Source organism: Cupriavidus sp. 01T418 (assembly GCF_056398885.1).
Map to the genome: position 1 here is coordinate 1 of NZ_JBFTQG010000038.1, position 25837 is coordinate 25837.

Consider the following 25837-nt stretch of genomic DNA (forward strand, 5'->3'; position numbering starts at 1 on the left):
TTCGGCCACCCGGTGTACACGGTTTCCGACCCGCGCAACCAGGTGATCAAGGAAGTGGCGCGCAAGCTGTCCAGCGACGCCGGCTCGATGAAGATGTTCGACATTGCCGATCGCATTGAAGCCACCATGCAGGAAGGCAAGAAGATGTTCGCCAATCTCGACTGGTTCAGCGCGGTGAGCTATCACGTGATGGGCGTGCCGACCGCGATGTTCACGCCGCTGTTCGTGATCTCGCGCACCTCGGGCTGGGCTGCCCACATCATCGAGCAGCGCATCGACAACAAGATCATCCGACCCAGCGCCAACTACACGGGTCCGGAGAACCTGAAGTTCGTGCCGATCAAGGATCGCAAGTAATCTGGCCGGCTGCCGGTTTGCTCCCCTGCACCGCCCGTGGGAGAGGGGGTAGTTGGTCGCGAAAGCCCGCCACTACCCCCTGATCATTACTCTCTTTATTCCCTACAAAATGAACACTGCAAACCGCAAACCGCTGCCCGGCACCCAACTGGATTACTTCGACACGCGCGCCGCGGTCGAGGCGATCCAGCCGGGCGCCTATGACAAGCTGCCGTACACGTCGCGCGTGCTGGCCGAAAACCTCGTGCGCCGCTGCGACCCCGCCACGCTCACCGATTCCCTCAAGCAGCTCATCGAACGCAAGCAGGAGCTGGATTTCCCCTGGTTCCCGGCGCGCGTGGTCTGCCATGACATCCTTGGCCAGACCGCACTGGTCGACCTCGCCGGCCTGCGCGATGCGATCGCGGCCCAGGGCGGCGATCCGGTCATGGTCAACCCGGTCGTGCCGACGCAGCTGGTGGTGGACCACTCGCTGGCCGTCGAGTGCGGCGGTTTCGATCCCGACGCGTTCGAGAAGAACCGCGCCATCGAAGACCGCCGTAACGAAGACCGCTTCGATTTCATCAACTGGACCAAGAAGGCGTTCAAGAACGTCGACGTGATTCCGCCGGGTAACGGCATCCTGCACCAGATCAACCTCGAGCGCATGAGCCCGGTGGTGCAGGTCAAAGACGGCGTGGCCTTCCCCGACACGCTGGTCGGCACCGATTCCCACACCCCGATGGTGGACGCCCTGGGCGTGATCGCCATCGGCGTGGGCGGCCTGGAAGCCGAAAGCGTGATGCTGGGCCGCGCCTCCTGGATGCGCCTGCCCGACATCATCGGCGTGGAGCTGAGCGGCAAGCCGCAACCGGGCATCACGGCGACGGATACCGTGCTGGCCCTGACCGAATTCCTGCGCAAGGAAAAGGTCGTGTCGTCCTACCTCGAATTCTTCGGCGAAGGCACCACCCACCTGACGCTGGGTGACCGCGCGACCATTTCCAACATGGCACCGGAGTTCGGCTCCACCGCCGCGATGTTCTACATCGACGAGCAGACCATCAAGTACCTCAAGCTCACCGGCCGCGACGATGCACTGGTCAAGCTGGTGGAAACCTACGCCAAGGAAACCGGCCTCTGGGCGGACAGCCTGAAGCACGCCGAGTACCCGCGCGTGCTGAAGTTCGACCTGTCCACCGTGGTGCGCAACATCGCCGGCCCGTCCAACCCGCACAAGCGCGTGCCGACGTCCGAACTGGCCGCGCGCGGCATCAGCGGCAAGGTCGAGAACGAGCCTGGCCTGATGCCGGACGGCGCGGTGATCATCGCCGCCATCACCAGTTGCACCAACACCAACAACCCGCGCAATATGGTGGCAGCCGGCCTGCTGGCGCGCAACGCCAACAAGCTTGGCCTGACCCGCAAGCCGTGGGTGAAAAGCTCGCTGGCGCCCGGCTCCAAGGCAGTCACGCTGTACCTGGAAGAAGCCAGCCTGTTGCCGGAACTGGAGCAACTGGGCTTCGGCGTGGTGGCCTATGCCTGCACGTCCTGCAACGGCATGTCCGGCGCACTGGACCCGGTGATCCAGAAGGAAGTCGTGGACCGCGACCTGTACGCCACCGCCGTGCTTTCCGGCAACCGCAACTTCGACGGCCGCATCCACCCGTATGCCAAGCAGGCCTTCCTGGCCTCGCCGCCGCTGGTGGTGGCCTACGCCATTGCCGGCACCATCCGTTTCGATATCGAGAAGGACGTGCTGGGCACGGATGCCAATGGCAAGCCGGTGACCCTGAAGGACATCTGGCCGACCGATGCGGAAATCGACGCCGTGGTTGCCTCCAGCGTGAAGCCGGAGCAATTCCGCAAGGTGTACGAGCCGATGTTCGCCGTCACCGCCGACACCGGCGAAAAAGCCAGCCCGCTGTACGACTGGCGCGAGATGAGCACCTACATCCGCCGCCCGCCCTATTGGGAAGGCGCGCTGGCCGGCGAACGCGCGCTGACGGGCATGCGTGCCCTGGCCGTGCTGGGCGACAACATCACCACCGACCATCTGTCGCCCTCCAATGCCATCATGCTCGATAGCGCCGCCGGCGAATACCTGGCGAAGATGGGCTTGCCCGAGGAAGACTTCAACTCCTACGCGACCCACCGCGGCGATCACCTGACCGCGCAGCGCGCCACCTTTGCCAACCCCACGCTGAAGAACGAAATGGTGGTGGTGGACGGCAAGATCAAGGCGGGCTCGCTCACCCGCATCGAGCCGGAAGGCAAGGTAACCCGCATGTGGGAGGCCATCGAGACCTATATGGCCCGCAAGCAGCCGCTGATCGTGATCGCCGGCGCCGACTATGGCCAGGGCTCCTCGCGCGACTGGGCCGCCAAGGGCGTACGCCTGGCCGGCGTGGAAGCCATTGCCGCCGAAGGCTTCGAGCGCATCCACCGCACCAATCTGGTCGGCATGGGCGTGCTGCCGCTGGAGTTCAAGCCGGGCGTGAACCGCAATACGCTGGGCATCGACGGCACCGAGACCTACGACGTGATCGGCGAGCGCAAGCCCCGCACCGACCTCACCCTGGTGATCCAGCGCAAGAACGGCGAGCGCGTCGAAGTACCGGTGACCTGCCGTCTGGACACCGCGGAAGAAGTGTCGATCTATGAAGCCGGCGGCGTGCTGCAGCGTTTCGCGCAGGACTTCCTCGAATCGTCGAAGGCAGCTGCGTAAGCACCGACCGAACGCTTCGTGCATCGTGTTCGGGCGGTACGGCAACGTACCGCCCGTTTTCACCAGGACAATATTTCCATGGCCCACGTACCCCAGATCAAGATTCCCGCCACCTACATCCGTGGTGGGACCAGCAAAGGCGTGTTTTTCCGCCTGCAGGATTTGCCCGAAGCCGCGCAGGTAGCCGGCGCAGCCCGCGATGCGCTGCTGATGCGCGTCATCGGCAGCCCGGACCCCTACGGCAAGCAGATCGACGGCATGGGCGCCGCGACGTCGAGCACCAGCAAGACGGTCATCCTGTCCAGGAGCAGCAAGCCCGGCCACGACGTCGACTACCTGTTCGGCCAGGTCTCCATCGACCAGCCGTTTGTCGACTGGAGCGGCAACTGCGGCAATCTCTCCGCCGCCGTCGGGCCCTTCGCCATCAGTGCCGGGCTGGTCGATCCCAGCCGTATCCCGCAGAACGGCGTGGCCACCGTGCGCATCTGGCAGGCGAATATCGGCAAGACCATCATCGGCCATGTGCCCATCACCAATGGCGCCGTACAGGAAACCGGCGACTTCGAACTGGATGGCGTGACCTTCCCCGCCGCGGAAGTCCAGCTTGAATTCCTGGATCCGGCCGCCGAGGAAGACGGTGCCGGCGGCGCCATGTTCCCCACCGGCAACCTGGTCGACGACCTGGAGGTGCCGGGTGTCGGCACGCTGAAGGCCACCATGATCAACGCCGGCATCCCGACCATCTTCGTGGACGCGGAATCCATCGGCTACAAGGGCACCGAACTGCAGGACGCCATCAACGGCGATGCCAAGGCCCTGGCCATGTTCGAGACCATTCGCGCCTACGGGGCGGTGCGCATGGGGCTGATCAAGCAGATCGATGAAGCGGCTACCCGGCAGCACACGCCGAAGGTCGCCTTCGTCGCCAAGCCGGCGGACTACGTGGCTTCCAGCGGCAAGAAGGTTGCCGCCGGCGATGTCGACCTGCTCGTGCGCGCCCTTTCCATGGGCAAGCTGCATCATGCCATGATGGGCACGGCCGCCGTGGCCATCGGCACCGCCGCGGCGATCCCGGGCACGCTGGTGAATCTCGCCGCTGGCGGCGGCGCGCGCAGTGCGGTGCGCTTCGGCCACCCCTCCGGCACCCTGCGGGTCGGCGCGGAAGCCAGCCAGGTCAACGGCGACTGGACCGTGACCAAGGCCATCATGAGCCGCAGCGCGCGTGTGCTGATGGAAGGCTGGGTGCGGGTGCCCGGCGACGCCTTCTGAGCGGCTGTTTCGCTGAACAGGGCCCGGCTTCTGCCGGGCTTTTTTACGTCTGCCGTACGCCTGCGCCTCGGGAAAACCCCGAAGTCGCCGATATCGACACATTTGGCAGCACTATCCTATAGTTCAGCCTCCGCTGGCCGCGCCCCTGCAAGACAGGCTCGGCCAGCCGGATTAGACGATGCAGCCACCCAAAAGGCGCTGCCCAGTCATATCTATATGAGGAGAACTATGAAGCGCTTTGCCCGCCCCACCACAATCGGCGCCCTGCTGCTCGCCGCCAGCCTGTCCACTGGCGCCGCCCATGCCCAGCTTGCCCCGTCTGCCGCTGCGCCGACGCAGGCCAGCGCCCCCAGCGAAGCCCGCAAGGCCAATATCGTCATCCTTGGCACCGGCGGCACCATAGCCGGCGCCGGCGCTGCCGCCACCAATACAGCGGCCTACCAGTCGGCGGTGGTGCCGGTGGACAAGATCATCGCGTCCGTACCGGAGATTTCCAAGATAGCCAACGTCAAGGGCGAGCAGATCTTCCAGATCGGTTCGGAGAGCTTCAACAACGAACGCCTGCTCAAGCTCGGCAAGCGCGTTTCCGAACTGCTCAAGCAGCCTGACGTGGACGGCATCGTGATCACCCACGGCACCGATACCATCGAGGAAACCGCCTACTTCCTCAACCTGACGCTGAAGAGCGACAAGCCCGTGGTGGTGGTGGGATCGATGCGCCCGGGCACCGCGCTGGGCGCCGACGGCTCGCTCAACCTGTACGACGCCGTGCTCGTGGCCTCCAGCCCCGAATCCAAGGGCAAGGGCACGCTGGTGGTGTTGAACGACGAGATCCAGACCGGGCGCGACGTCACCAAGAGCAATACCTTCAAGGTCGAGACCTTCCGCTCGCCCTTTGGTCCGCTGGGCTATGTGGTGGAAGGCCGCACGCTCTATTTCCGTCTGCCGGCCCGCCCGCACACCATGCAGACCGAGTGGGACATCGACAAGATCGACAAGCTGCCTGAAGTCGCCGTGGTGTACGCCTACGGCAACGTCAACCCGGCCAGCGTGGAGGCGGCCGTGAAGAACGGCGCCAAGGCCATCGTCTACGCCGCCACCGGCAACGGCAGCGTGGGCGACTACATGGTCGAGCCGCTCAAGGCCGCACGCGCCAAGGGCGTCTTGATCGTGCGCGCCTCGCGCACCGGCAGCGGCGTGGTGATCCGCAATGCCGAGCAGCCGGACGACAAGTACGACTGGGTGGTGACCGACGACCAACTGCCGCAGAAGGCGCGCATCCTGGTGGCGCTGGCGCTGACCAAGACCAATGACACCAAGGAACTGCAGAAGATTCTGTGGAAATACTGATCCCGCTTTCATGATTGGCTGAGAAGGCCCGGCGTGCCATGGCCGCGCCTGCTGAATGGCAGTCCGGCCGCACAGCGGTCGGGCTGCCATTTCTCCAGTCAGGCCTGTCCCCTGCCTTGCAGGCTAAATGGCCCCGCCGGAGTGATCCTGGCTTGAATTGCCACTAGATAAAGAGGGGGCGACGTTTTTTTGTAGGGCAGAAAATCTTGGCCGTTAATTGCGTTGTGGCACGACTTGGTACGACTCACTCACATGGGTAACACTTGAGTTCAAGCAGATAGGCAACCGTTTTCGACCCTGCATGAGCGACCCCGGACGGAGACGCCCATGCCCTGCGCGCCCGCTCAGAACACCGCGCTACTCATCAAGGCCTTGGCGACCAGTCCGGCCTGACCGGCCCCTTCCGCGTAGACCGAGACTTCGGTCACCACCTGGCGGCGCCCTCGCCGCATCACCGTTGCGACGGCGCGCAGGCTCGCCGCGCGGGCCGCTTCAAGGTACTGGATATTGAGCGAACTGGTAGCGCCGCCGCGCAGGTTGTCGGCATCGGCGCCGGAGGCTGCCGCGGCAGCGCCCGCCACGTCGATCAAGGTCGCGATGACGCCGCCATGCACGATCTCCCCCACCGTCACGTTGGCGGCACTGAAAGGCAACACCAGCTCAACGTGGTCGACCGCCAGGACGTCCAGGCCAATGCCAAGCGCACGCGCCACCGGCGAGCCCATCAACACATGCTCGACAGTCTGGCGGATGCGCGGGTCGACGAGCGGTGCCGCGGCGGCGCCGGCGGCACTGGACAAGGCGGGAATCAGGGACAGCATCATGGGCTCCTGCTGGGGCTGGTCGGCATGGATAAAGCCTAAGCGCGCCCGTGGCTACATTCAATTACGTCGCGGGTAATCGGCAGGTAGCCAGTGGCCGAGCGGCCGGCCGTTTATAATGTGCGCCCGTCCGCCCGCCCCTGAGCCGCATGCCGTCAAACCCGCCAGACTCCAGCCAGCTACCCTCCCAATCCAATGGGCAGCCGGGGTCACAGTCCGGTTCGCCGCGCGGCGACCAGGGCCTCTTCGACCGGCCGGACAGCCCTTGCATCGGCATCTGCTCGACCTTGTTCGACGAAATCTGCCAGGGCTGTGGCCGCACAGCGACGGAGGTCAGCAACTGGGTCTCCATGGCCGACGCGGAAAAACAGGCGGTTTGGGAACGCATCACGCGCGAGGCCACGGCAAGACGCTTCCGCCAGGGCTGATCTCCCCTGCCCTGGCTGGCGCGCCTTCAGCCGCCCGCCACCGCAGGCGTGACGGCAGGCAGTTGCGGGTCTCGCCCTTGTCGGCCTGCAGCCGTCTCCATCACAGCCCTGCCTCATCCAGCCACCGGTCAAACATGCGCCGGCCCGCGGCAGCCACCCGGTCGCCGATCTCTGCCGTGCGCGCCCGGATCGCGCGCGGATCGATGCCGGCCTTGCCGAGTTCCACGGTGTGGCCAACCAGCCAGCCTTCCAGTTCCCCTGGCCGCACTTCGGGATGGAATTGCAGGGCCAGCACATGGTGGCCGATGGCGTAGGCCTGGTGCGCAACCGCGTCGGTGGAGGCCAGCAACTGGGCGCCCGCGGGCAGGTCGAAGGTATCGCCATGCCAGTGCAGCACATGCCAGTCGGCGGCTTCCAACTCGGCCAGCGGCGAATCCCTGCCCGCCGGCGTCGGCTGGACCGGTGCCCAGCCGATCTCGCGCGTACCCGGATAAACACGCGCACCGGCCGCGCGCGCAATCAGCTGCGCGCCCAGGCAGACGCCGATCATCGGCGCGCCGGCATCCAGGCGTGCGCGGATGATGTCGATCTGCCCGTCCAGCCAGGGATAGACCTCGTTCTCATACACGCCGATGGGGCCGCCCAGCACCACCAGCAGGTCAGCAGGTTGCGCCCTGATCACGTCCAGGTCGTCGATACCCGCGCGCAGCACGCGCAGGGTGTGCCCACGATCGCGCAAGGCGTCGCCCAGCACGCCGGCGTCTTCGAACGCAATGTGCTGGATCACATGGGTGGTGAGGGCTGAGGAGGAGGTGGGCATGGCGGCAGGTATCCCGGCGGATCGACGCAAAGCACCGATATTAGCGGTATATGGCCCAGGTTGCATTGGCATGCATGGCAATCCCCGTCTTCGTCAATGCATCACGCCGCGATACATCGGCAATCAGCGCGCCGCGTCGGCAGGCTGCAGCACCAAGGTATCGAAGGCTTCATTGCCAGGCGCGCGGTGGCCGGGCGCCATGGTGATGTATTGCACGGCAGCCCACTTGCCGGTCAAGTCGCGGTAATGGGTGGACATCACGTTGCCCGACTGCCCGGTCGAATCCATGAAGCGGGATTCGGCCAGGTCGGACAGGTCGTAGATGGCGCGCAGGCTTGCCGCGTGCACGCTTTCGAACGGCGCTGCCTCGTCCCGCAGGTTGTGGCGCCCCACATTGACAGTGTAGGTATCGCCGCCGGTGGGCACCTTGACGTTGAACAAATCCGCCAGGTAAGGCTGCTTGCCAAAGGGCTTGTGCTCCGAGCGGGCCGCGTGGGCCTTGCCCCAGCGCCAGCGCCCCGGGTTGTCGCCGTAGCGCCGGTCCAGGTCGGCGATGGCATGGTGCCAGGCGGTGGCAATGGCATCGTCGCAGTCCTCCTGCTCCGGTGTCTTGCTGTCGTCGCACCAGAACGCACCCAGCCCGCCGGGATTGCGCAGCACGTTGAGCATGGGCTGCTGCACGTTGCGTTGCTCCCATAGCCGGTTGAACAGCGCATCGCCCACCTTGTCCTCGAACAGCAAGCGCGACAGTTCGCGCAGCCAGGCCGTTGCCACCAGCGGCTCGGCCAGCCCTTCCTGCATGTCGCCGTCCCATTTGCGCAGCGACTCGATCAGCGCCCGCTCACGCGGCGCCAGCGCCGGACCGCTGGCGAACCGGGCCGATAGCAGCAGCGGCAAGGCATCGCGCACGGCCAGCGAGAGCGTGTCCTTCTGGATCTCGCCGAAGCTGTCCATGGTGTGCCGCGGCGTGGCGTCGATCAGCGTGCGGATGCGCTGGTAGCGATACGGCACKGTCCATTCGCTGGTCAGGAAATACGGATAGTCGTCCTCGACGATCTTCTGGTTGGCGGTGGCGATCACGCCTTCGGGCGGATTGAAGCTACGCGGCAACTGGTCGAAGGGAATAAAACCGTTCCAGTCGTAGCGGGCATCCCAGCCGGGTGCCGGCGCCAGGCCCTTGAGGTCGTTGTCGGCGCGGCGCAGCGGCACGCGCCCGGGCGCGATAAAGCCGATATTGCCGTCCACGTCGGCGTAGACGATATTCTGCTGGGGCGAATGGAAATCGCGCAGCGCCGCCAGGAAGCTGATCCAGTCGGTAGCGCGGTTCATTGCCAGCCCAGCCTGCAGCGTGCGGTCGTCGGCGCGCAGCGCGGTCCATTGGAAGGCCACCATGAACTGCGCGCCGAGCGGCGCCGCGGCGGTCGCCACGGGCTCGGCCACATCGGAAATCACCGGTCCGTGGCGCGTCTCGCGCACGTTCAGCGTCACGTCGGGCGCGCCCTTGACGCGGATGGTCTCGGTGCGCGTGGTGAGCTCGGCCCAGCCGGCCGGAGTCTGGTAGCGCTGGCTGCTGCCGGGCTGCAGGCGCTCGATAAAGAGATCCTGCACATCGGGGCCGGTATTGGTGAAGCCCCAGGCGATGCGCTGGTTATGCCCGAGCACCACCACCGGCGTGCCGGGCAGCGTGGCGCCCGCGACGTCCAGCCCGGGCGCCTGCAATTGCGCGAAATACCACAGCGCGGGCGCCTGCAGCCCCAGGTGCGGATCGTTGGCCAGCAGCGGTTTGCCCGAGCGCGTATGGGCGCCCGACACCACCCAGCTATTCGAACCCATGCCCTCCACATAGCCGCGCGGCGCCTGCTGCTCGACGCGCGCCATGGCGGTGGCCAGCGGCGCCAGGTGTCGGTAGAGATTGCCGTAGTCCATGGTGCGAAGCGGCCGCTCGCCCGGATAAGGCGCCAGCAGTTCGTTGATGCGCGAGACCGGCAGCACCTGCGCCAGCCGCATGCGCAGCGTCTCCTGGGTCCAGTTGCCGCCCAGGTCCCACGCCATCATGGTCTGCCAGGCCAGCGTATCGGCCGGCTCCCAGTGCTCGGGCTGCGTGCGCAGGATCAGGAATTCCGGTGGCAATGGCCCCTTGCGGCTATCGATATAGGCATTCACGCCATCGGCATAGGCCTGCAGCGCAGCACGGGTCTCGGGGGAGGATTGCGCGAGGATGGCTTCGGCGTTGCGCCGCACGCCCAGGGTACGCAGGAAGCGGTCGGTATCGAGCGCGGACACCCCCAGGATCTCGGCCAGCCGGCCGGCCACGATGCGCTTGCTCATCTGCAACTGCCACAAGCGGTCCTGTGCATGGACGAAGCCGAGCGCAAAGTAGGCATCCTGCGCATTGGCCGCCTTGATGTGCGGCACGGCGTGGCGGTCCCTGATGATCGATACGCTCTCGCGCAGGCCGGGCAGCTTCAGCGTGCCGGCGGTCAGGGGCTGCGAAGCCTGCCGGTACCAGACATAGGTGCCGAGCGTGCCCGCCACTACCAGCACCGCCAGCATCAATACCAGCCAGGCCAGCCGTTTCAACCAACGCATCGATCCCTCTCCCCGCGTGGCGCGCCGCACCCGCGTCTTTAGTTATGTTCTTGCCCCGTGTCTCTTGCCCCGCCCGCCGGCCCAAACCGGCCCAATCGCAGGTGCATGGCAAATACCTGCGGCGGGCGGGCCGAACTCCGGCATTATCGCCGAAGCCGCCCCGCCCATGAAAAATGCCCGGACCAGCCGGGCATCGTTCCTGCTGCGGGAGCGAGTGCGCAGGGATCAGCGCGCCCGCCCCCCACCAGTTGCCGGTCTCAGGCGGCCGGCTTCTTCAGTTGCAGCGACTTGTACTCGAGGAATTCCTCCAGGCCATACTTGCCTGCCTCGCGCCCGTTGCCGGACTGCTTGTAGCCGCCGAACGGCGCCTGCATATTGAACGGACCGCCATTGATATCGACCTGGCCGGTACGGATGCGGCGCGCCACGCGGATGGCGCGCGCCTCGTCGCCCGACCACACGCCGCCGCCGAGCCCGTAGATACTGTCGTTGGCGATGCGCACGGCATCTTCCTCGGTGTCGTAGCAGATGATCGACAGCACCGGGCCGAAGATCTCCTCCTGCGCCACCGTGGCCTTCGGATCGACGTCGCCCAGCACCGTCGGCTTGACGAAGAAGCCCTTGTCCAGCCCTTCGGGCGCCTCGGGGCCGCCGGCCACCAGTTCGGCGCCTTCATTGATGCCGCGCTGGATATAGCCCGTCACGCGGTCCTTCTGCGCGGCGGAGATCAGCGGGCCGAGGCGGCTGGTTTCCTGCAGCGGATCGCCCACGGTATAGCCCTCGACCACCTTCTTCGCGATGGCCTTGACCTCGTCGTAACGGGCGCGCGGCACCAGCATGCGGGTGTGTGCCGAGCAGGTCTGGCCGGAATTCAGGAAACAGGCGCCGATGGTGCCCTTGACCGCGGCCGGCAGGTCCGCGTCATCCAGGATCACCGAGGCGGATTTGCCGCCCAGCTCCAGCGCCACGCGCTTGACGCTCTGCGCGCCCAGCTCCGACACGCGCTTGCCCGCCCGCGTGGAACCCGTGAACGACACCATATCGACTTCCGGGTGGCTGGCCAGGACCTCGCCCACCACCGGGCCGTAGCCGGTGACCAGGTTGAACACGCCTGCCGGCAGTCCGGCGGCCTCGATCACCTCGGCCAGCACGAAGGCATTGAGTGGCGCCACTTCGGACGGCTTGAGCACCACGGTGCAGCCCGCGGCCAGCGCCGGCGCCACCTTCAGCGTAATCTGGTTGAGCGGGTAGTTCCACGGCGTGATCGCCGCCACCACGCCCACCGGCTCGCGCACCACCAGGGAATTGCCGACCTCTTCCTCGAAGGCGTAGGTATCGAGCAGCTTGGCCGCCTGCGCCCAGTTATAGACCGGGCCGCCCACCTGGATGGCGCGCGCCAGCTTGATCGGCATGCCGACTTCGCCCGCGATCAGTTGCGCCAGCTCCTCGCTGCGTTCCTTGAGACCCTCCGCGATCTTGCGGATATAGCCGGCGCGCACGCTGGGCGGCGTGGCCGACCAGCCGTCGAAGGCTGCCCGGGCCGCCTGGATGGCATCCTCGGCGTCGCGCGCGTGGCCTTCGGGGATGGAGCCCATGACCGCTTCGGTCGTGGAATGGATGACGTCGATCAGGCCGGTACCGTGGGGGGCTACCCACATACCATTGATAAAGAGTTTGTCTCGTTGTTGCATGGCCACAGTTTTCAGTTGGGTGAATAGGCGGGTGCAAATTTTGTTACTTTTTATGGTGCCCACATTGTAGTGCGCTTTAGCGGCTCTTTTTTTTGCAGCGCGCCAGCGCCCCCAACAACGTGGCGATAATCGACCGGCGAGCCGCCTGGTGTCCAGTGCAGCACATTGCACGGCTCTGCCCTGCCGATAACAAGGGAGCGAGACATGACTGACCCGGTTTTTCACAAGACGGAGCAAGGCCAGGACGAAATCCGCACCCGCGCRTACAAGCTGCGCGCCCTGCAGTTGATCGTCAATGGCGAGCGCCGGCGCAGCGCGCTGCTGGCCCAGACTGCCGGCATGGGCGTGGGACCGGAGGGCATCGAAGCGCTGCTCGATGCCGGCCTGATACGCACGGAGCCCGACCCGGAGCTTGCCGTGCCCGGCGCTCTCCCGGCAAACCCGCTCCCGGCTGCCGCCGGCGGCACTTACCGGCAACTCTATCACTTCTATACGGACGTCATTGGCCAGCATCTGGGCCTGCGCGGCTACCTGCTGCAGGTGAAGGTGGAAAAAGCCGGCAACTCGGCCGAGCTGGCGGCGTTGCGCGATCCGCTTTACACGGCCTTGCACAAGGCCAAAGGCGAGATTACGGCCGGTGCCATCATCGACCAGCTCGACAGGATGGTGCGAATGGGCGATACCCTGCCCGCTGAAGCTGAGGCAAACTACTACCGGCAACTCAGCAATACCGCGCCTCACCGGTCAGGTCTGGGGAGGATGTACCGGACTTTTCGCAAGCCTATTTCGAAAAACGACCGTGTCGGCAAATGGGACAAGAAATGAAAAATCGCGTACTAGAGCTGACAGGATTGCGTTGCATTGCTGTGACAATGGTCGTGCTTGGCCACGCTGAACGCACGCTGCGCGACGGATACGCGGGGTGGCTATCTCCATTGAAGTTATTTGCCAACGGAGCTCAAGGCGTTCTGATTTTCTTTGTTCTCAGCGGATTTCTGATTACAGGCCTTCTACAGAAGGAGCACCACGCTACCGGGCGAATCAGCCTGGCCCAGTTCTACATGAGACGGGTTCTGAGGATATGGCCGGCGTGCTATGTGTTCGTCTTCACAATCGCCCTCCTGGCGCATTTCGGGATGCTGGATATTAACTGGCGCCAGATTGCCTTCGCGGCGCTGCATGTGTGGAATTATTCCGAATTGCTCGGCCTCGGCCCAACGAATACCCTCCATCTGGACGGAAGCTGGTATTTAGGGCACTTCTGGAGCCTCGCGCTCGAGGAGCAGTTCTATTGGTTCTGGCCGCCATTGCTGATTTTCGTGCTGCGCCGAAAAAGTGATCGGCTCCTTCTCGCCATCATTTTGATCATCCCTTTGATCCGGATCGCCTCTTACGTGGCCGCGCCTGGGCTGCGCGGCCAACTCGGCATGATGCTTCACACAGGAGTCGATCCGATCCTGATTGGATGCTATGCGGCACTGAATCGGGAGAAGATAAGCAGCATCCTGAATGCATGGCGATACAGCACACTTGCCGTCACGCTTGCCACCCTCTTTCTGTTTTTCATCGTCCCGATCATTGCATCCAAGGTTGGAGGCTACTGGTCAGCAACCTACGGCGCGACAATCGAGGCGATCATTGTCGCGATCCTCATCATTACTATTTGTGACAGCAAGGATTTTTGGCTGTCACGGATTCTAAGAACCAAGCCGTTCGTGTTCATTGGTACGATTTCCTTCAGCCTCTACTTGTGGCAGCAGCTCTTCAATCACATTGGAGCACCGGGGACGCTCGCCTTCCCCTTTAACATCCTGCAGGCGCTCGCCGTCGCAACTTTGAGCTACTGGATCGTCGAGACGCCGTTCTTGAGACTCAAGGACAGGCAGAAAGCGCGGGAGTCGCAAAGTGCAAACGGCAATCGGATATATCCGGGTTAGCACCCAAGGCCAATCCAAGGCCGAAGGCAAGACATTGAGCAGACCGTCCGCACTGGCCGATGAGCAGCAGGCGATGAACACGCAGGCTTGCTCAAGGCGAGGCAGTAGCAGCCCTTGCACGAGAGTTCGATACCACGCGACAGGCCATCATGCGGATTGGGAGACCTCTCGTTCACCTTAAGGTATCGCCCCGGCAAAGCAAAAGGGCCGCACATGGCGGCCCTTCTCGTCCCCTGCGGGGCGGGCCGGTTGCCCGGCGCCCTTCCGGCTGGCTCAGCCGTCGATACCCTGCGACTCCAGGTACTCGTCATACGTACCCAGGTAGTCGGTCAGCGTGCCGTCGTTGCGCACCTCGATCACGCGCGTGGCCAGGCCGCTGACGAACACGCGGTCGTGCGAGACGAAGATCAGCGTGCCGGTGAACTTGTCCAGCGCGATCTGCAGCGACTCGATCGACTCCATGTCCATGTGGTTGGTCGGCTCGTCGAGCGCCAGCACATTGTGCCGGCCCAGCATCAGCTTGCCCCAGATCATGCGGCCCTTCTCGCCGCCGGAGAGCACCTTGACAGACTTCTTGATGTCGTCGGCGGAGAACAGCAGGCGGCCCATGGTGCCGCGCAGCGACTGGTCGTCGTCGCCGGCCTGGGTCCACTGGCTCATCCAGTCGATCAGGTCGCGGTCCACCGGGAATTCTTCGAACGTATCCTGCGGCATATAGCCGACATTGGCGTTCTCGGCCCACTTGACGGCGCCGCGATCGACTTCCACGCCACCCTTGATGGCGCTGCCCAGCAGGCTGCGCAGCAAGGTGGTCTTGCCGGCGCCGTTCTCGCCGATGATGGCCACGCGCTCGCCGGCCTGGATCGCCATCGACAGGTTGTTGATGACCTTGCGGTCGTAGGTCTTGGTGATGCCTTCCGCTTCGACCGCCAGGTTGTGCAGCTTCTTGTCGAACTCGAAGCGGATGAACGGGTTCTGGCGCGACGACGGCTTGATGTCCTCGACCTTGATCTTGTCGATCTGCTTCAGGCGCGAGGTGGCCTGGCGTGCCTTGGACTTGTTGGCCGAGAAGCGGCGCACGAAATCCTGCAGCTCGCCGATCCGCTCCTTGGCGCGGGTATTGGCCGCCAGCTGGCGCTCGCGCGCCTGCATGGACGCTTCCATGTAGTCGTCGTAGTTGCCCGGATAGACCTTCAGCGTGCCGTAGTCCATGTCGGCCATGTGCGTGCACACGGAGTTCAGGAAGTGGCGATCGTGGGAGATGATGATCATGGTGGAATTGCGCTCGTTGAGCACTTGTTCCAGCCAGCGGATCGTATTGATGTCGAGGTTGTTGGTCGGTTCGTCGAGCAGCAGCACGTCCGGGTTCGAGAACAGCGCCTGCGCCAGCAGCACGCGCAGCTTCCAGCCCGGCGCCACATTGCTCATGGTGCCCTGGTGCTGGTCAGTGGGAATGCCCACGCCCAGCAGCAGCTCGCCGGCACGCGCCTCGGCCGTGTAACCGTCGTACTCGGCGTACTTGGCCTCCAGCTCGGCGGCCTTCATGTAGTCTTCGTCGGTGGCGTCCGGGTTGGCGTAGATGGCGTCGCGCTCGGCGGCGGCGGCCCACATCTCGCTGTGCCCCATCATGACCACGTCCAGCACGCGCATGTCTTCATAGGCGAACTGGTCCTGGCGCAGCTTGCCCAGGCGCACGCCGGGCTCCAGCATGACGTTGCCGGCGGACTGCTCGAGATCCCCGCCGAGGATCTTCATGAAGGTGGACTTGCCGCAGCCGTTCGCGCCGATCAAGCCGTAGCGGTTGCCCTCGCCGAACTTGACCGAGATATTCTCGAACAACGGCTTGGGGCCGAACTGCATGGTGATGTTTGCGGTAGAAAGCACGTCTGGAACCTTGTATGGATGATGAGGCGCGGGACTCGCGCTTGCCTCGGGCTGCCGCCTGCTAATGGCCGGGCAAAATGCCAATCGCTCAGCAGCGTGGGCGGCTAAGGCCCGGCACGGCGCGACCTGGCGGTGCGTTGGCGCGGGGGCCCTGGCAGGGAAATCGGGAAACAACCGGCGATTTTACCACTCGCGGGCGAAGGAACGAAGCGATAAGCGTCAGATGTGGGCGGATGCCGCCGCATTCAACACCGGATACCCCGACAGTGCCAGCGAAAAACCGTCCGCGCGTGCGCTCAACTGCGCCTGCCCGCCAACCGGCAGGGTCAGCTTGCGCGGGCAGTGGCCAAACGGCAGGCCGGTAAGCACCGGCACGTCCAGGCGCTCCTGCAGGTAGGCCACCACCGCGGGCAGGTCATAGCCATTGTCGTAATCGGTCACGTGGTAATTGGAGAAGTCGCCCAGCACGATGGCGCGCTGCGCGCCAAGCACGCCGGCCTGGTCCAGTTGCAGCAGCATGCGCTCGACCCGGTACGGCGGCTCGTTGACGTCCTCGAGGAACAGGATGCCGCCCTCCACGGCCGGCATGAACGGCGTGCCAAGCAGGCTGCACAGCATCGCCATGTTGCCGCCCCACAGCGTGCCCGACAGGGTGCCGCTGAAGGGCTGGCCGCCGGCCTGCGGCGCGGCCAGGTCGATGGCATAGGCCGGATCGCGCAGCACGCCGGTGAAATGCTCCCACATGAACGGATCGACCGCATCCGCGCCGAAATCGGCCAAGAGCATCGGTCCGGCGAAAGTGACCCCGCCGGTAGCGGCCAGGTAAGCCAGCTGGAATGCCGTGAAATCGCTGTGGCCGACGATCGGCGTCTGGCTGGCGCGTGCCTGCTCGGCAATGCGGGCAAAGTCCACCCGCTCCAGCAAGCGCGCAATGCCGTAGCCGCCGCGCACCGCCAGCGTCAGCTCGTGCGCCGCGCCGGTGCCGATGGCATGCAGGTCCGCCAGGCGCTCGGCATCGCTGCCGCCAAAGCGCAGGTAGCGGCGCGCCAGTACATCCGGGTTGCCGACATGGAAGCCCTGCCCCTTGAGCCAGGCACAGCCGCGCGCGGCAATGGCGACGTCATGCGGATAACCGGACGAAGCGATCAGTCGGACTTCCGTGGCTGGCAAGGGCGCGGGCGTGGTCGTGGGCAGGCTCATGCGGCGGGGCTTTGGCTTGGGTCGGGGTCGGTGGGGCTACGGGTTACGGCCGGGCTGCAGTGCGCGCAACCCGGCGTGGCAGGTCCAGTGGCGGCTTCGGCGCCTTCGACGGCTTCAGCGGCTTTCCGGGCCGCTGCCTGCGCCGCCTTCTGGGCAGCCTTCTGCGCGCGACGCCTGCCGCCAAAGAAATCCTTCAGCATGCGCGAGCAGTCCTCGGCAAGCACGCCGCCAGTGATGGTGGTCTGGTGATTGAGCTGGGCCTGCTCGAACAGGTTGAGCACGCTTCCCGCGGCGCCGGTCTTGGGATCCGTGGCGCCGAACACCACGTGGCGAATGCGCGCATGCAGGATGGCGCCGCTGCACATCACGCAGGGTTCCAGCGTCACGTACAACTCGCATTCCGGCATGCGGTAGTTGCCGATCACCTGGGCGGCGGCGCGCAGCGCCTGCATCTCCGCGTGGGCCGAGGGATCGACCGAGCGGATCGGCAGGTTATGTCCGCGCGCGATGATGGCATCGTTCCACACCACGACCGCGCCCACCGGCACCTCGCCGGCGGCTTGCGCCAGGCGCGCTTCATCGAGCGCCGCCTGCATGTAGCGGCGGTCACGCTCCAGCGCGGCCAGGGCGCGATCAGGAGCCGGGTCGGCCGGCTGGGGCGGAAGAATCGGCGCGTTCATCTCGGCTGGCATGCGCTGGGTCCGGCCGCGTCAGTCCTGCGCGGGCAGGGTGAAGGCGGCGCTGACCTCGGCCCAGCAGTTCGGGGTCTCGAACAGCACCAGGCGCGTGAGCTGCAACTGGTGGCCGAAGCAATCCTTGAACACCGGGGCGAGCACGTCGAAGGCGATCTGCGCCAGGTTCTCCACGGTGGGAATGGCATCCAGCACGACGGTCTTGTGCCCGTCCATGGTCTGCAGGAAATTGAGCAGCACGGTATCGCCGCGATGGATCAGGAAGGCGTGGTCCCACTTGGAGACCAGGTGCTCCGTCGCGAGCGCCTTGACATCGCCGAAGTCCAGGATCATGCCCTCGTCCGAGGCTCCGGCGCGATGCAGCACTTCGCCCGAGAGCGTCAGGTCCAGGCGATAGCGATGGCCATGGATGTTGCGGCACTGGCCGCCATGGTTGGGAATACGGTGGCCGGCGTCGAACTCCAGCCGGCGGGTAATGGAAACTTGCTTGTTCATGGGGACCAATGGGTGCCGAGGTGTGCCGGTGCGTACCGGCGCGATTTACCGGATGCCGAGCAACTTGTGGGTCTGGAGCGAGAGGCGCCAGAGCGGGCGGCGCTGGCAGAATTCCACCGCAAGTGCGGTATTTTGCCGTGCCAGCGGGCCATCCATGGCCTGCACCAGGAAGTAGCGGAAGTCAAGGCGCTCGTATGCGGCGAAATCCTGGCCAGCCTGCGGGATCACCACCTTGAGTTCGTCGCCGCGCGTGACCACCAGCTCGGCGCCCATCTTGGGGCTGACGCAAACCCAGTCGATGCCCTCCGGCACCGGCAGCGTACCATTGGTTTCGATGGCGATCTCGAAGCCGCGCGCATGCAGCGCGGCGATCAGGGGCGCGTCGAGCTGCAGCAGCGGTTCGCCGCCGGTGCAAACCACCAGCGGCCGTCCGGCGGCGCTGCTCTCCACGGCTTGCGGCCACTGGGCCGCCACCATGTCGGCCAGCGCATCGGCAGTGCGGTATTTACCGCCCTCGGTACCGTCGGTGCCGACGAAGTCGGTATCGCAGAACTGGCAGACCGCGCTGGCACGGTCTTCCTCGCGGCCGCTCCAGAGATTGCATCCGGAGAAGCGGCAGAACACTGCGGCACGGCCCGCGTTGGCGCCCTCGCCCTGCAGTGTGTAGAAGATTTCCTTGACGGCGTAAGTCATGCTGGCTGGTAAAGCTGTAGTCGCTTTGTATGTAATGCTGTGGGTGGTGCAGTAATAGTGGAGGCGCGGCATGCCAGACTGACCGCCGACTGACCACCATTACGGTCGGTGCAGGGCTAACGGCGAATGCCGAAACGGCGGATCCCGAGCGGGCAACTGAAGAGTGGCGACTAGTGTCCCAGGACAATGACCAAAAACTGCGGCTAACTCGATATTCTCGCACAGGAGCGCAATCCGCTCCAGCCGCCTCCTTGATTTCCCCTATTGCCAAGCCCCGGACCAGCCGCTTTCGCCGGCAGGATTCCGCCTAGGCCTTCGCCCAGGCCGCCTCGCCCAGCCGCTGGCCGACGAAGTCCAGGAAACTGGCGATGCGCGCCGAAAGCTGCGTATTGAGGTAGTAGACCGCGTTGATCGACTGCCGCTCGTCGGCGGTATGGCGCATCAGCACCTGGACCAGGTCGCCCCGGCGCCGATCCGCATCGGTCATGAAATCGGACAGACAAACCAGCCCCTCGCCGGCCAGCGCCAGCTGGCGCAGGGTTTCGCCGCTGGACGCCGCCAGATGCGGCGCGATCTGCACCTCCTCGCCCATGACACCGCGCAGGGGCCAGCGATTGAGCGAGTCCGGCTGATTGAATCCCAACAGGCTGTGCCCGGCCAGGTCCGCCACCGTTTCCGGGCGGCCCCTTGCCTTCAGGTAGGCCGGACTGGCCAGCACCCGCACCCGGCTGCTGGCCAGGGGCCTGGCATGCAAGGTGGAGTCCCGCAGCGGACCGATGCGGATTGCCACGTCGGTGCGATGCTCCAGCAGGTCGATGATCTGGTCGTTGGTATTGAGCTCCAGCTCGATCTCGGGATACGCGCGGCGGAATTCCCCGACCAGCGGCACGATCACATGCAGCATGAAAGGTGATGCCGCATTCACCCGCAGCCGCCCCGCCGGCCGCTGGCGGCGCACGGCCATCTGCTCCTCCGCCAGTTCGACCGAGCCCAGGATGGCGCGGGCATGTGCCAGCAGGGCCTCGCCTTCCTCGCTCAACGCCAGCCGCCGGGTGGTCCGGTGCAGCAAGGTCGTATCCACCTTGTCCTCCAGGCGGCTCAACGCGCGGCTGATCCCGGACACGGTCTGCCCCAGTTGCTCGGCCGCGGCCGTGATGGAGCCGCTATCCACCACGCTGGCAAAAGCCTGCAGTTCTTCGAGAGTGATCTTCATTATTGAATATTAATCAAATATCTTATCCAAATCACCCTCTTATTCGGCAACAAAGACAGCGGCAAACTGCGCCCATCCCAATTCCGGACGCTGCTGGAGCTGACCATGCCCATTGCCCTGTTCGCGCTGACCATCAGCGCATTTGCCATCGGTACCACCGAATTCGTCATCGTCGGCCTGATCCCCACCATCGCCGCCGACCTCAATATCACCCTGCCCTCGGCCGGCCTGCTGGTCAGCCTCTATGCACTCGGCGTGGCCATCGGCGCCCCGGTGCTGACCGCCCTCACCGGCCGCCTGCCGCGCAAGGCGCTGCTGCTGTCGCTGATGGCGCTGTTCACGCTCGGCAACCTGCTGGCCTGGAAGGCACCGGGCTACGAATCGCTGATCCTGGCGCGGGTACTGACCGGCCTGGCGCACGGCGTCTTCTTCTCGATCGGCTCCACCATCGCTACCAGCCTGGTACCCAGGGAAAAGGCCGCGAGCGCGATCGCCATCATGTTCACCGGGCTGACCGTCGCCCTGGTCACCGGCGTGCCGCTGGGCACTTTTATCGGCCAGCACCTCGGCTGGCGCGAGACGTTCCTGGCGGTGTCGGCGCTCGGGCTGGTGGCCTTTGCCGGCAGCCTGATGTACGTCCCGGCCAATATCCGGCACAGCGCCCCGGCCTCGCTGCTGCAACAGGCCAAGGTGCTGGGCGAGCCGCGCCTGCTGCTGGTCTATGCCAAGACGGCGATCGGCTACGGCGGCTCGTTCATCCCCTTCACCTTCCTCGCCCCCATCCTGCAGGACGTATCGGGCTTCAGCGCCGGCGCGGTCGGGCTGGTCATGCTGGTGTACGGTGTGTCGGTCGCCGCCGGCAACATCTGGGGCGGTCGCCTGGCAGACCGCCACGGCCCCATCCCCGCGCTCAAGATTGTGTTCCTGCTGCTGGCGATCGTATTGTTCGCGCTGACCTTCACGGCGCCGCACCGCTGGCTGGTGGTGGCCACCGTGCTGGCCTGGGGCGCGGTTGCCTTTGGCAATGTGCCGGCCCTGCAGGTCTATGTGGTCAAGCAGGCGGAGCGCTATGCGCCGGGCGCCGTTGATGTGGCATCGGGCTTGAATATCGCTGCGTTCAACCTCGGCATCGCCGGCGCGGCCTGGGCCGGCGGACTGATCGTGACCCACATGGGCCTGATGCATACGCCGTGGATTGGTGCGCTGGTGGTGCTGGTGGCGCTGGGCCTGACCGCCTTGAGCGGCCGCCTGGACCGGCTTGACCGGCAGCCGGCCACCATGAACGCCGAAGTCGTCAGCGCAAAGATGGTTTCCTGAAATGGTTGCGTCAAGTCTACGAATAGACGAATCGATTCCCCCGCGCCGCGAACGTCTTATGACCAGGACGGGCGGCCGCCGGGAACGGCCGCCCTTCGATCAGGACAGGCCGAGATAGTCGCGCTTGCCGATGGGCACGCCCTTGTGGCGCAGGATGTCGTAGGCGGTGGTCACGTGGAAATAGAAGTTCGGCAGCGCAAACCCCAGCAGATAGGACTTGCCGTCGAACGTCACCGGATTCGGCCGAAACTTGATCTCGATGGTGCGCGTCTCGCTGCCGTCGAGCTGGGCAGGCTGAATGGTCTTCAGGAACGCCACCGTCCTGGCGATGCGCTCCTGCAGTTCCGGGAAGGTCGTCTCCGTGTCGGCGAAGGACGGCATCTCGATACCCGCCAGCCGCGCCGCGCAGCTCTTTGCGGCATCGCTGGCGCGTTGCACCTGTGCCGACAGCGGATCCATATCCCCCACCAGCCGGGTCTGGATCAGGTCGGCCGGATCCATGCCTTGCGCCTGCGCAAAGGCGGCTCCCTTGTCCAGGATGGCCGACAGGTTGCCAAAAGCCCGGATAAAGGCCGGGATCGATACTTCATACATCGAAAGTGACATGGGGGTGTCCTTGGGTGGGATTGCCGAACACGCCATCCAGCCGGTTCGCAAAATGCGCCTCGGCCTGGGTGTGCGCCACGGCGAGGATAAACCCTCCGGGAGTTTCTCGCCGGCCGGCCGCTGGCGGCAGGACGGATCCGTGCCGGTCTATGAGCAAACGGCATAGCATAAGGATAAGGTTATCGTTATTAGAAAAACGTTTAATTATCATTAATGTATTGCGCTGACTACCCTTTGATCAAAGTCACTTGTTCCTGGGGCATTCGTCATGGGCCAGCCTATTACCCATCAAGTCCGCACCGCGGAGGCGGTGTCGATGCAATGGCATTCCGGTGCTGGCACCGAACCGCCACCCGGCGCTCATCTCGTCACCCCGCGGCACGGCTACTGCCACCACGGCATTTACGTGGGCGACGGCAAGGTAGTGCATTACGCCGGACTTGCCGGGTCATTGCGTCGCGGCCCTGTCGAGGAAGTCAGCATTGCGCGTTTCGCCGCCGGGTACAAAGTCTCGATCGAGCCGAGTCCTGATCCGGTTTACGGTGAAAGCGAAGCCGTGCAGCGCGCACGCTCACGGCTTGGCGAGAATCGCTACAGGCTGCTGACCAACAACTGCGAGCACTTCTGCGCGTGGTGCCTGTATGGTGAAAGCCGTAGCGAACAGGTGCGCACGTGCTTCATCGACCCGCGTGCGGCCCTGCGGACCGCGCTGTGCCTGCTCACGGCGTTCCTTGCGGCGGCACCCGGGATACGACCCAACGGACCCTCGGTGGCCTGAGCCTCACCGGGCCGGGATCGAAAAGCGCTATGCTGCCAGTCGATCGCTCTCGCGAACCATGTTGAGGAGAACAGACCATGTGTCGATGGCTTGCTTACTCGGGAAATCCCATTCACCTCGAGACGGTCCTGTTCCGGGCGCAACATTCCTTGATCGATCAGAGCCTGCACTCACGCCTGGGGCAGACGACGACCAATGGTGATGGATTCGGGATCGGGTGGTATGGGCACCCCGCGGCGCCCCCATTCCGGTATCGCGGCGTCCATCCCGCTTGGAGCGACAGAAACCTGCGAGAGGCGGCCCGCGCAATCAGGTCACCGCTGTTCGTCGCGCATATACGCGCAGCGACGGATACGCCAGCCCAAGAGACCAACTGCCATCCTTTTCGCCATGGACGGTGGTTGTTCGCCCACAATGGCTTGATACGGAACTATCCCGCCGTCAGGCGGGAGCTGACGCTGGCCGTCGACCCCGATCTTTTTCCGTCGATCGAGGGCTCAACCGACTCGGAACTCATGTTCTTGCTTGCGCTGACGTTCGGACTCGAACGCGAACCGCTCGCTGCGCTTGAGCGGATGGTGGGCCTGGTCGAAGCGGTTGGCCGCGGCAAAGGTGCCGAGGAACCAGTCAACATGACCGTGTGCGCGACCGACGGAGAACAGATCGTGGCTGTGCGTTATTCCAGTGAGGGCCAGTCTCGCTCCCTGTTCCACAGCACCTCGTTTCGTCATCTGCACGAGCTATATCCAGAAGACCCGCGCATCACCGGCGCTGGCGACGATGCGTTCCTGGTCTTGTCGGAGCCGCTGCTGGACCTGCCTGGCGCATGGGAAGAGATTCCGGAAGCAACCGCAATCGTTGCCAGGGGCGGCGTGATCGAGCAGCAGGCATTCAGGCCGCATTTGCCTGCTTTGCCCGCACGCTGAGCGCCGAGCGTTGCCGCACTACACCATGATGAAGCCGTGCCGCATACCCAGCATCACCGCTTCGGTGCGGCTTGTTGCGCCAAGCTTGCCGAAAATGGAGGACAGGTGGAATTTCACCGTGTTTTCCGAAATGTCGAGTTGGCGCGCGATCGCCTTGTTGCCAAGCCCTTCCGCGAGCATTGTCAGCACGTCTATCTCGCGCGGAGTCAAGGCCTCGATGTGCACTGCAGACCCCAACTGGCGATGGGGCTTCCGCCCGGCCAGCAAGCTCGCGAGGGTCTCGGGCAGCAGCACGCAAAGGCCCGCGGCCGCGGCTTCAATCGCGGCGACGATTTCGTCCGGCGTCGCGTCTCGCGGCAAGATCGCCGTGGCGATCGCTGGCAACGGCTCATGGATCTGGTCGCCGTCCGTCTCGTCGGATAACAGGACGAGCGCGGCCGGCACGTGAGCCGCGTCGCGCCCGGACCTCAGCGTGTCGCTCGCCGCCCGCTCCAGGTCGATGATGATCACATCCGGCAACGAACCGGCAAGGCAGCCGGCGAGCGTTTCAGCGTCGGCTGCGCTGCCGACGAACGCGAATGTGGGCGTTGCCTCCACAAGCGCTTGCAGGCTTGCGCGCACCTGCGGCGAACCGGCGATAACAGCTACCTGGACCGGACTCATCTGTGCCATCTGTCCACCCGACGTTCGGCCGCTTGCCTGAACCTCACCGGCACGCATTCCGTTGCGGGCGTTCGCCCACGACGATTGAACATGTCTCGCGCTTCCCGCCCCGAATCAGCCCGACTTTCAACGGCTGCCCGATGCGGTCGAAGCCAAGCGCGGCGTGCAGGTCATCCATGTCGCAACACGGCGCGCCCTCCAGCTCGATCAGCACATCACCGATGAGCACGCCTGCCTGCTCCGCGGGACCGCCCGCCGCGAGCGAGACGACCAGCAATCCGCGATTGGACGACAGGCTCATTTCCTTCATCCAGGCATCCGGCAGGTTGACCGGCTGCGTGCCCACGCCGAGGTAGCCGCGTGAAATGCGGCCTTTGGCCAGCAGTTCGTCGGCGACGCGCGCCACGGTCATCGCGGGAATCAGCATGCCGGCACCACGTGTGAGCGCCGACGTGCAGATACCCATGACTTGCCCGCGCATATCCGCGAGCGCCGCGCCGGAGAAACCCGGGCGCAAGCCACCGTCCAGCCGCACGAACGCCTCGAACTGCCCGCCCCGCCACGTGCGCCAGGGACCGCCGACGGCACCTGCCACGCCGAAATCCGCACTGGCGCCAAGCCCGTCCGCCCGCGCCACCGCGAGCACCAGATGCCCTGCCTTGAGGGAGCGGGCATCTCCGGACTCGACCGGGTCGAGGTCCGCGACATCCAGTTTAAGCACGGCGAGGTCGGTGCCTGCATCCCGCCCAGCGAGCACCGCGGCCATGGTGCGGCCATCGGCCAGCGTGATGCCGATCCCGTCTTCGCGCCTGAGCGTGTGCGCGGCCGTGACGACGACCCCATGCCGCCAGATTACGCCACTTGAAGGAATGCGATGCCGGCCGTGCACGGCGACGACGCTCTGCCCGACGCGCGCGACGATGGCCGCCAGGCTGTCGGAAAGATCCTGCAGCGGATTTGCGCTGGAAGTTGCGGTTTCCATGTGATGTCTCCTGCCATGTCGAATGCCGCCCGCCACCCTTTGCGCATGAAACCTTCGCCTGTCAGGTGGTGACGAGCGGATTCAGAATGACACGCCGACAACGGGTGCGCACCATCCAAATGGGTAGGTGGCTGGACGCAGCGCGCACAGCCGCGAAACGCTATCGGACAGCCATTGCATTGGTCGGGGGACAGGTGGTGAGGTTCGTCGAAATCAGTTCTGCGCGACCGGAAGAGATGAGCTTGGAATCTTGTGCGTCGAACATCGGCCTTTATCACCAGGAGAGCAAGATTCCACTGCCCAATACAGGAGCGCATCTGATTCCCATGCTCCAGCACCGGCTCCAGCAGAGGCATATCCCTTCGGTTGGCATGCCTCAGCGCCCGGCTGACCGGCGAGAGGACCCGGCGGGCCTCATG

The 25837-nt window shown here is 65.1% G+C and carries 22 protein-coding genes and 1 pseudogene; 10 read left to right on the forward strand and 13 right to left on the reverse strand.

Annotated elements, in window-relative coordinates:
* The 4 genes from AC1DQ3_RS27205 to AC1DQ3_RS27220 all read left to right on the forward strand — a co-directional run.
* Window positions 1-357: citrate/2-methylcitrate synthase (locus AC1DQ3_RS27205; RefSeq protein ID WP_477123261.1), on the forward strand; the 357-nt coding region annotated here is incomplete at its 5' end.
* A 109-nt stretch (window positions 358-466) separates the two neighbouring features.
* Entirely contained in the window at window positions 467-3064 is a 2598-nt protein-coding gene (acnD, locus tag AC1DQ3_RS27210) for a Fe/S-dependent 2-methylisocitrate dehydratase AcnD (RefSeq protein WP_477123262.1), read from the forward strand.
* 78 nt (window positions 3065-3142) lie between these two features.
* Window positions 3143-4333 (forward strand): 2-methylaconitate cis-trans isomerase PrpF, encoded by a 1191-nt coding sequence (gene prpF / locus AC1DQ3_RS27215; RefSeq protein ID WP_477123263.1) that lies wholly within the window; start codon window positions 3143-3145, stop codon window positions 4331-4333.
* A 228-nt stretch (window positions 4334-4561) separates the two neighbouring features.
* A complete protein-coding gene (locus AC1DQ3_RS27220; RefSeq protein ID WP_477123264.1) occupies window positions 4562-5683 on the forward strand; it encodes an asparaginase in 1122 nt (373 codons plus the stop codon).
* A 344-nt stretch (window positions 5684-6027) separates the two neighbouring features.
* Here the strand turns inward: AC1DQ3_RS27220 and AC1DQ3_RS27225 are convergent, their stop codons facing one another.
* The gene (locus AC1DQ3_RS27225) at window positions 6028-6504 is read right to left on the reverse strand and encodes a PaaI family thioesterase (protein ID WP_477123312.1); all 477 of its coding nucleotides are present in this window, start codon (window positions 6502-6504) and stop codon (window positions 6028-6030) included.
* 269 nt (window positions 6505-6773) lie between these two features.
* On the opposite strand from AC1DQ3_RS27225, the gene AC1DQ3_RS27230 reads away from it, so the two are divergent.
* Window positions 6774-6932 (forward strand): DUF1289 domain-containing protein, encoded by a 159-nt coding sequence (locus AC1DQ3_RS27230; protein WP_477123313.1) that lies wholly within the window; start codon window positions 6774-6776, stop codon window positions 6930-6932.
* A 100-nt stretch (window positions 6933-7032) separates the two neighbouring features.
* Here the strand turns inward: AC1DQ3_RS27230 and AC1DQ3_RS27235 are convergent, their stop codons facing one another.
* From AC1DQ3_RS27235 to AC1DQ3_RS27245, 3 genes are all read right to left on the reverse strand, one after another.
* Window positions 7033-7752, reverse strand: a complete 720-nt coding sequence (locus AC1DQ3_RS27235; RefSeq protein WP_477123265.1) for a glutamine amidotransferase — start codon at window positions 7750-7752, stop codon at window positions 7033-7035.
* Window positions 7753-7875: 123 nt separating this feature from the next.
* A complete protein-coding gene (locus tag AC1DQ3_RS27240; RefSeq protein WP_477123266.1) occupies window positions 7876-10341 on the reverse strand; it encodes a penicillin acylase family protein in 2466 nt (821 codons plus the stop codon).
* Window positions 10342-10598: 257 nt separating this feature from the next.
* Window positions 10599-12032 carry an aldehyde dehydrogenase family protein gene (locus AC1DQ3_RS27245; RefSeq protein ID WP_477123267.1) on the reverse strand — a complete coding sequence of 478 codons (1434 nt, stop codon included), beginning with the start codon at window positions 12030-12032 and terminating at the stop codon, window positions 10599-10601.
* A 204-nt stretch (window positions 12033-12236) separates the two neighbouring features.
* Between AC1DQ3_RS27245 and AC1DQ3_RS27250 the strand changes: the two are divergent.
* Together AC1DQ3_RS27250 and AC1DQ3_RS27255 are read left to right on the forward strand one after the other, a co-directional pair.
* Window positions 12237-12701: pseudogene (locus AC1DQ3_RS27250) on the forward strand (hypothetical protein); the annotation flags it as partial.
* A 152-nt stretch (window positions 12702-12853) separates the two neighbouring features.
* Entirely contained in the window at window positions 12854-13969 is a 1116-nt protein-coding gene (locus AC1DQ3_RS27255; RefSeq protein WP_477123268.1) for an acyltransferase family protein, read from the forward strand.
* Window positions 13970-14242: 273 nt separating this feature from the next.
* Here AC1DQ3_RS27255 and AC1DQ3_RS27260 read toward each other — a convergent pair whose 3' ends face one another.
* From AC1DQ3_RS27260 to AC1DQ3_RS27285, 6 genes are all read right to left on the reverse strand, one after another.
* Window positions 14243-15853, reverse strand: a complete 1611-nt coding sequence (locus tag AC1DQ3_RS27260; RefSeq protein ID WP_477123269.1) for an ABC-F family ATPase — start codon at window positions 15851-15853, stop codon at window positions 14243-14245.
* Window positions 15854-16072: 219 nt separating this feature from the next.
* Window positions 16073-17053, reverse strand: coding sequence for a muramoyltetrapeptide carboxypeptidase (gene ldcA, locus AC1DQ3_RS27265; RefSeq protein ID WP_477123270.1), 981 nt, complete (start codon window positions 17051-17053; stop codon window positions 16073-16075).
* The gene (tadA, locus tag AC1DQ3_RS27270; RefSeq protein WP_477123314.1) at window positions 17050-17733 is read right to left on the reverse strand and encodes a tRNA adenosine(34) deaminase TadA; all 684 of its coding nucleotides are present in this window, start codon (window positions 17731-17733) and stop codon (window positions 17050-17052) included. Before tadA ends, ldcA begins: the two co-directional genes overlap by 4 nt.
* A 30-nt stretch (window positions 17734-17763) precedes the next feature.
* Window positions 17764-18240: a 6-carboxytetrahydropterin synthase QueD gene (queD, locus tag AC1DQ3_RS27275; protein WP_477123271.1), complete on the reverse strand. Its 477-nt coding sequence runs from the start codon at window positions 18238-18240 to the stop codon at window positions 17764-17766.
* 45 nt (window positions 18241-18285) lie between these two features.
* A complete protein-coding gene (gene queE / locus AC1DQ3_RS27280) occupies window positions 18286-18933 on the reverse strand; it encodes a 7-carboxy-7-deazaguanine synthase (protein WP_477123272.1) in 648 nt (215 codons plus the stop codon).
* A 307-nt stretch (window positions 18934-19240) separates the two neighbouring features.
* Window positions 19241-20146, reverse strand: coding sequence for a LysR substrate-binding domain-containing protein (locus AC1DQ3_RS27285; RefSeq protein WP_477123273.1), 906 nt, complete (start codon window positions 20144-20146; stop codon window positions 19241-19243).
* A 105-nt stretch (window positions 20147-20251) separates the two neighbouring features.
* Between AC1DQ3_RS27285 and AC1DQ3_RS27290 the strand changes: the two genes are divergently transcribed.
* Window positions 20252-21463, forward strand: coding sequence for an MFS transporter (locus AC1DQ3_RS27290; protein WP_477123274.1), 1212 nt, complete (start codon window positions 20252-20254; stop codon window positions 21461-21463).
* Between the two features lie 99 nt (window positions 21464-21562).
* Here AC1DQ3_RS27290 and AC1DQ3_RS27295 read toward each other — a convergent pair whose 3' ends face one another.
* Window positions 21563-22069, reverse strand: coding sequence for a DUF1993 domain-containing protein (locus tag AC1DQ3_RS27295; protein WP_477123275.1), 507 nt, complete (start codon window positions 22067-22069; stop codon window positions 21563-21565).
* Window positions 22070-22385: 316 nt separating this feature from the next.
* Here AC1DQ3_RS27295 and AC1DQ3_RS27300 point away from each other — a divergent pair, with 316 nt between their 5' ends.
* Window positions 22386-22847 (forward strand): lecithin retinol acyltransferase family protein, encoded by a 462-nt coding sequence (locus tag AC1DQ3_RS27300; protein ID WP_477123315.1) that lies wholly within the window; start codon window positions 22386-22388, stop codon window positions 22845-22847.
* Window positions 22848-22924: 77 nt separating this feature from the next.
* Entirely contained in the window at window positions 22925-23773 is an 849-nt protein-coding gene (locus AC1DQ3_RS27305) for a class II glutamine amidotransferase (RefSeq protein ID WP_477123276.1), read from the forward strand.
* 18 nt (window positions 23774-23791) lie between these two features.
* Here AC1DQ3_RS27305 and AC1DQ3_RS27310 read toward each other — a convergent pair whose 3' ends face one another.
* Window positions 23792-24445 (reverse strand): LuxR C-terminal-related transcriptional regulator, encoded by a 654-nt coding sequence (locus tag AC1DQ3_RS27310; protein ID WP_477123277.1) that lies wholly within the window; start codon window positions 24443-24445, stop codon window positions 23792-23794.
* Window positions 24446-24479: 34 nt separating this feature from the next.
* Window positions 24480-25418: a S1C family serine protease gene (locus tag AC1DQ3_RS27315; RefSeq protein ID WP_477123278.1), complete on the reverse strand. Its 939-nt coding sequence runs from the start codon at window positions 25416-25418 to the stop codon at window positions 24480-24482.
* Window positions 25419-25837: the final 419 nt, after the last annotated feature.